General features: G+C 64.5%; 6 protein-coding genes. 4 read left to right on the top strand and 2 right to left on the bottom strand.

All coding sequences use genetic code 11. The annotated features are described in order from the left end of the window. Positions 1–384: 384 nt before the first annotated feature. From FL625_RS17930 to FL625_RS17915, 4 genes are all read left to right on the top strand, one after another. Positions 385–900, top strand: a complete 516-nt coding sequence (locus FL625_RS17930; protein ID WP_160147824.1) for a GNAT family N-acetyltransferase — start codon at positions 385–387, stop codon at positions 898–900. A 108-nt stretch (positions 901–1,008) separates the two neighbouring features. After that, positions 1,009–2,205 (top strand): alpha/beta fold hydrolase, encoded by a 1,197-nt coding sequence (locus FL625_RS17925; RefSeq protein ID WP_149590031.1) that lies wholly within the window; start codon positions 1,009–1,011, stop codon positions 2,203–2,205. A gap of 14 nt (positions 2,206–2,219) precedes the next feature. Beyond that, positions 2,220–2,975 carry a hypothetical protein gene (locus FL625_RS17920; protein WP_149590030.1) on the top strand — a complete coding sequence of 252 codons (756 nt, stop codon included), beginning with the start codon at positions 2,220–2,222 and terminating at the stop codon, positions 2,973–2,975. A gap of 162 nt (positions 2,976–3,137) precedes the next feature. Next, positions 3,138–3,965, top strand: a complete 828-nt coding sequence (locus FL625_RS17915) for an AraC family transcriptional regulator (RefSeq protein ID WP_235019499.1) — start codon at positions 3,138–3,140, stop codon at positions 3,963–3,965. Between the two features lie 93 nt (positions 3,966–4,058). Here the strand turns inward: FL625_RS17915 and FL625_RS18445 are convergent, their stop codons facing one another. Continuing rightward, positions 4,059–4,820 (bottom strand): DUF2460 domain-containing protein, encoded by a 762-nt coding sequence (locus FL625_RS18445; RefSeq protein ID WP_235019498.1) that lies wholly within the window; start codon positions 4,818–4,820, stop codon positions 4,059–4,061. Next, positions 4,820–4,978, bottom strand: a complete 159-nt coding sequence (locus FL625_RS18165) for a hypothetical protein (RefSeq protein ID WP_160147822.1) — start codon at positions 4,976–4,978, stop codon at positions 4,820–4,822. The genes FL625_RS18445 and FL625_RS18165 overlap by 1 nt, the downstream gene beginning before the upstream one ends. Between the last annotated feature and the right edge of the window lie 59 nt (positions 4,979–5,037).

Here is a 5,037-nt window from a genome sequence, read left to right as displayed (position 1 = left end):
TCTCAGGTTGGGCAGACTCTACATCACAGCGAGGGAACTTCCGGGGGGCAGGTCAGCCACCCCAACCGAGATGACTGACACTGAGCCGAGGATGGTCACCGTCGACCTGTATGAATCGCGCACTATCGCCTTCGCGGCAACTGTAGCCCGACCAAACCAGCGGTCCCTGCGCCGGAAGGGGTTGTCCATACTCGCCTTGGGTCGCATCGTCGGGGCAAGGCCGCTGCGGTCTCTGCAACCACCGTTCGGGCCGCTCTCGTGGCCGAAGCTTGCTTGGCGGCGGGGAGGCCGAGTTGGCGGCGATGGGTCTGGCGCTGGTCGATGGCCAGGTCACAGTTGCGGCAGGAACGCGTACCCCGGCGCGGCAAGGAGGGATGTGAGGCAATGACAACCTTCAACACACCGCAGATCGTTGCGTCTGCCACGGGTTCCACAACGTCCGAAGTCAGCATCCGTAGCGCGAAGGTCGATGAGGCTTCGGCGCTGCACGACCTCTCCATTCGCTCGAAGGCCCACTGGGGGTATGACGCCGCCTTCATGACACTCACTGCACCGAGGCTGGTGCTGCCGGAGGACTGGCTGAGGGCTGAGCGGGTGTTCGTGGCCGAGCTTTCGGGTAGCCTTGCCGGGGTAGCGGCCATCCTGCCGCCGGATGGGGATGGGACAGCAGAGCTCGAACATCTTTTCGTCGATCCACCGGCGATGGGTCGGGGCGTTGGTGCTGCCTTGCTGTCGTCATGCTTGTGGCTTGCCACGACGGAAGGCGCGTGCAAGGTGCGTGCCCTCGCCGACCCGCAGGCGCGCCCGTTTTATGAGGGCCAGGGGTTTCGCTGGGTGGTCGACGCGCCGTCAGATGCCATTCCGGGGCGGATGCTGCCGCTGATGGAGCGGATGCTCTGACCCGTCACTTTCCCTTCTCCTGTATGTCCGAGTCCTCAGACCCGGTCGCACGCGGAGGTACGGTCAGGGCACGGTCGGGCCATACCATACCCCAAGGACCGAAAACCCATGCCTGCCCTCTATCGCTGCTTTCCTCGCATCCTCCTGCTTTGTGCAGCGGGACTGCTTTCCCTGACTGTCGCCGGGGCGGCTGTCGGGGTTCTGTGCGTTCAGACCCTCAGGGACGAGATCGCGGATCGTCGCCGGATCGACAGTCCGAACGGGATCGAACTGACCGAAACTGTCATGATCGGAGGCATCCCGCAGGTCATCAACATTCGGGGGCGTGACCGGGACAACCCGGTTCTTCTTTACCTGCACGGCGGGCCGGGGACGCCGATGCTGCCGATCGCGCATGTGTTTCAGGACCGGTGGGAGGATCATTTCACTGTCGTCCAATGGGACCAGCGCGGCGCGGGCAAGACCTATGCGCTGACCCCGCCCGAGGAGATCGCGGCCTCCATGTCCTTCGACCGGATGACAGCGGACGTGATCGAGATGGCAGACCATTTGCGCGCGCGCTTCGGGCAGGACCGGATCGTGCTTCTGGGCCATTCCTGGGGCTCGATGATCGGCATTGCCGCAGTGATGGAGCACCCCGACCGCTTCTCGGTCTATGTCGGCACCGGGCAGGCGATCAACACGCTGGAAAGCGAACGTCTGGGCTATGCCCACACGCTGATGCGCGCCCGCCAGATCGGCCTGTCGGAGGCTGTGGCCGAGCTTGAAGCGCTGGCCCCCTATCCCGAACCTCCGACGGTGATGGACAAGCACTCTATGCGCCACCGTTGGAACGCCCATTTCGGCGAAGGGGTGTTCGGGTATCAAAGTCTGGCCTCAGCCCTGATCCGGATTGCGCTGGTGTCGCCCGATTATGGCTGGCGCGATCTCTGGACCCTCATGGCCGAGGATGAGACGCCTTATCTGCCGCTTGACCCGGACCTTGTGGCCTTTGACGCCCTGCGCTGGGGCACGGCCTGGCAGGTGCCGGTGGTGTTCATCGAAGGCAAGCAGGACTGGCAAGTGAACCACCAGCTGGTGCGCGACTACTTCGACAATATCTGCGCGCCCTACAAGGCGTTCGTCTATCTCGACGAAGCGGCCCATGCCCCGATGGTGGAACAGCCCGACCGCTTTGCCGATGCGCTGATCCGTCTTGTCCGGCCGCTGGTCACCGATGGCGTGCCGCCCGGTCCGCCGAAAGCCGAGGTGCTGGAACCGGCGGGTTACACCGCCGCGTCCGGCGCCTGCATCCAGCCGATTTAATGCGGGAGGACGCGATGGGTTCGCACCGCCTAATCATGCGCCTCGTCCTGCGCTGGCTGGTTCGGCCGCTCGGCTGGCTGGCCGTGGGAGGTCTTGTCGCCGCGGTCGCGCTGACCCTGTGGCCCGCCCCCCTGTTTCCCTACGAGGCCCGGCGGGGCGATATCGTGCTGCGGTCCGACCGGCCGCTCTCTGCGGGCATTTCCGCCGTTCTGGCCGATGTGGAGCGACGGATCGCCACCTCCGACCTGCCGGCAGCGGGGCCCTATCGGGTTTATCTGTGCAACGAGACCTGGAAGCTGCACCTTTTCGGGCGCACCCTGTCTGCCGGCTTTGGCGGGATCACCGATGTCTGGCTGACGGCTAACATCTTCATCCGTCCCGCCGACATCGACCGTAACGCCGTGATCCCGCCCCCGACCTGGCGGTTTTCGCTGGAAGACCGGCCACTCAGCTATTTCATCGCGCAGGAGATCACCCATGTGCAGCAGGTCGCAGCCCTTGGCCGCTGGCGCTATGCCCGCACGCCCGACTGGCTGGTCGAAGGCTATGCCGATCACGTTGCAAAGGCGGGCGAGTTCGATGCCGTCGCGAACCTGCGCATGCTGCGCGACGGCGCGGGGGAGCTTGACCCAAGGCTTGGCCTTTATCGTCGATACCAGCTGGCCGTCGAGGCGGCTCTTCAACACGGCGACTGGCTGTCGCTGGTTACCAGTCCGCCCGAAGAGGCCGATGTGCTGCGCTCCCTGCTGGACGCCGGGAACGATCCATAATGACAACGCAACCAAGCCGGTCACGCTGCTGCCGCGCGACTCCAGGAAATTACAGTTCGACGAGGTCGTTTCACGAGCCGGATCTCCGACACGTCAAATCCTGCAAAGACAGAGGGTTTCAGTATCCGCTATCGGTGCCGCGTGGCAGGCATGAGGGAAGAGATGAGCTATGTTGAACGCGCCAAGCGGCTCATGAGAAGGCACGCTGAGAGTCCACTACAGATCAGCGCCATAGCGGACGGTCTTGGGATTTCGGCACCCTACTTTTCCAGGCTGTTCACTGCGAGCGAGGGAATATCTCCCAGCGCATTCTATCTGAGGGTCCGGCTGGAGCACGCCGCCGGGAGGCTATGCGAGGGCGCCGCCCTGATCGATGTGGCGCTGGACTGCGGTTTCGAGTCCCAGCAGACGTTCACGCGCGCGTTCAAGTCCGTGTTCGGAATACCGCCGGGACAATTCCGAAAGATTAACTCCAGGGAGGGCAAGATGACTGAGACGGACGTGCAGGTTCGAATGAATACACCAACGCTGCTGAGGGAGCCGGCGTGGAAATATGTCGGTCGAAGCGTCCGGATCGGCGCAAGTCCCGGGTCATCTCCCGAACAAGCGTGGAGACAACTCGACGGGCGCGATACGATTGCTGGCGAGGTTTCCGGCCACAGCTATGGCATCTGTTTCGACGCGGCCGAGGACGGATCCCATGTCTACATGGCTGCAGTTCGTGCAGCTATGTCAGATGACGAGAGCCTTGGTTGGGACACGATCGTCATTCCCGAGCAGTTGTATCTCAGCATCGAGCAGTGGATGCCGAGAAATGACTTCGTTTCGCATCTCAAGGCCGGGCTTGAGGAGATTTGGGTCAGGATCTTGCCAGCATCGGGCTTCGAAGTCTCTCTGGGTCCTGTCATCGAGGTGTATCCTGACGCGCTTGTGGCCGGAAAGACAGAGGGCTGGCTGACTCACCTGGTTCCGGTCGTAGCCAGACGTTGACCGGAATCAGGGAGTACCCAATCGCCCGAAGGTCGTGGCCCGATCCCAAGCGCGTGTCGCAGCGCAGCAGACTGGAGGGCCGACCTCGATCCGTCAGTCGCCGCGCCAGGGAAAGCCCCAGGGGTCGCTGGCCGATCGCGCCCGGATCCGCTCCACGTCGTAAACATCAACCGGCAAGGGGAAGTCCGGCGGCCGGACGGCGACTCGCATGACGGGGATCACAGGGGCCGGGCGCACCCAGTGCAGTTCCTGAACCCATCCGAATTGCGGATGCCTGTAGGGCGGGGAGGGCTCGAAGCCTTCCCGACCAAGGACATGGACCCACCCCGGCGCCATCAGGTCTTGTGCCGGACCGGCCCAGCCTGCCGCAGCACCCAGCGCGTAAAAATAGCGGGGCGACGACCAACCGTCGCGGGTCTTGAAGCGCAGACACATGTCCATCTGCCCCTGCGCTGCCGGTCCGCGCAGGGCATACATCATCGCCCACAGCGCGTCGGACGCCGCGTAGACCCCGGGCCGGTTGCTGAAGTCGTCCGGCTGGCCGTAGGCCTTGCCCGAGGGCTGAAGGAGGTCCAACCCGGTCTGCGATGGCAGGCAGGACTTGAAGTCGGCCCAGTCCTTGAAGCGGAAGCCGTGCAGGCGGCCATTCCGGGCCTCGAAGAAGGCGACGACCGCCGCCAGATCGTCGGCGCGGCGGATGCCGTAGGCGACGTCGTAGCGGCGGCGGCTGTTGGCCCAGCTGGCGTTGCGCTCCTCGGCGCCAGAGGCGAGCTCGACGATCTGCGTGCGCCGCTCGGGACCACCGCGTGCCCCGCGGCTGATGTTGTCCGGAAACCGGACCTCGTGAAACGTCATCACATCCCCCTCCGGCCCAGCGACACGGCGCGGGCGATGTCGCTGGCGACCTGCGTTCGGGACTGGCGGAAGCTCTCGGCATCCCGCGCGTTGATCGTGACATTGACGGTGGACGCGCCCACCTGGCCGTACGCTGCCGCCTCACGCCGGGAGAGCACCCGTTCGCCTTGCTGGTGAACTCGGTCCCGTTATCACTGACGATGCAGGCTGGTTTTCC

The sequence above is a fragment of the Tabrizicola flagellatus genome, from assembly GCF_008271465.1.
Taxonomy (GTDB): Bacteria; Pseudomonadota; Alphaproteobacteria; order Rhodobacterales; family Rhodobacteraceae; genus Tabrizicola; species Tabrizicola flagellata.
This window is presented reverse-complemented; position numbering and strand designations above follow the sequence as displayed.